1 protein-coding gene is annotated in these 1,013 nt (G+C 35.7%); it reads left to right on the top strand.

The genetic code is table 11. The annotated features are described in order from the left end of the window. On the top strand, nt 1-852 hold an 852-nt coding region (locus Q0236_RS08020; protein ID WP_297916730.1), incomplete at its 5' end, for a hypothetical protein. Nucleotides 853-1,013 lie beyond the last annotated feature (161 nt).

Here is a 1,013-nt window from a genome sequence, read left to right on the forward strand (position 1 = left end):
GAAAAGCCCGCCATACATGCTTACTATGCCGGAGAAAGAGAAATAGTCGAATGGAATATAAGCGGTTTTCCTTTGATAGATCCAACCAATTGGCTAAATTTCCCTGCAAATACGACCGATGCGAATTTCATATCTTTGATAAACGGCTACGTAAATTTCATAGATTATAAAGAAAAAAGCGAAAATCCTGTCACAAACGGTAAATATTTTAGAATTTATCTGGATGACTATACCGCACAAGAGTGCTTTTTATCAGCCAAGTTAAGCACAAGAGGCTTTTTAAAGAGTATCCCGATAACGTATGAAGAATTAAATATATTTTTTAATCAACTACAATCAAATCATGAAAGCGAGGATAAAATAATCAGAGAGATAAAATCATTACTTGATGATAGAAATGCCTCGACGATAGATATAAAACCGTCTAAAATATTAAGCTACATAAAATACAATATGAAAGATCTCAAGCAAATTTACAAAGACAAATGCGTAGCTCGTAAAGAAATCAATGAAGATGAGATAGCCGATATAGAGTTGGTATTGGAAAAAGAAAATAGGATGACGGACTGGCGCATAGAGCCGGCACCAAATATCAAAACCTTTCTTGACGACCTAATCGGTCTAAGCTTTAACTACGGCGGAATCATAAAAGATAGAAAAACGGGCAGGATACTAGCCGATAATATATACGAAAACGTAAGATACCAAGGAGCGTTAGGCGAAAGCTTTATAAAGGCTTTTGGAAGCGAGTCGAGAGGATACGGGATATCTTGCGATAGCGGCAGGGAGAAGTATTTGGATATATGTAATCAAAAGATGATAGAAGAATTCTTCAGAAAGGATAGAAAATGAGAAAGTTTGAGGCGCTAAAAACATATGCAGAACTAGCATGGGCGGGGTATATATGGGATTGAACAATTAACAAGCTGTGGTATAAAAAAGACTGCTATGCTATTTAGATTTAACTGAGGGCTAATTCAGATCAAACAGATCCAAATATCAAATTTGCAAAT

Origin of the sequence: uncultured Campylobacter sp. (assembly GCF_938031315.1) — a bacterium.
Classification (GTDB): domain Bacteria; phylum Campylobacterota; class Campylobacteria; order Campylobacterales; family Campylobacteraceae; genus Campylobacter_B.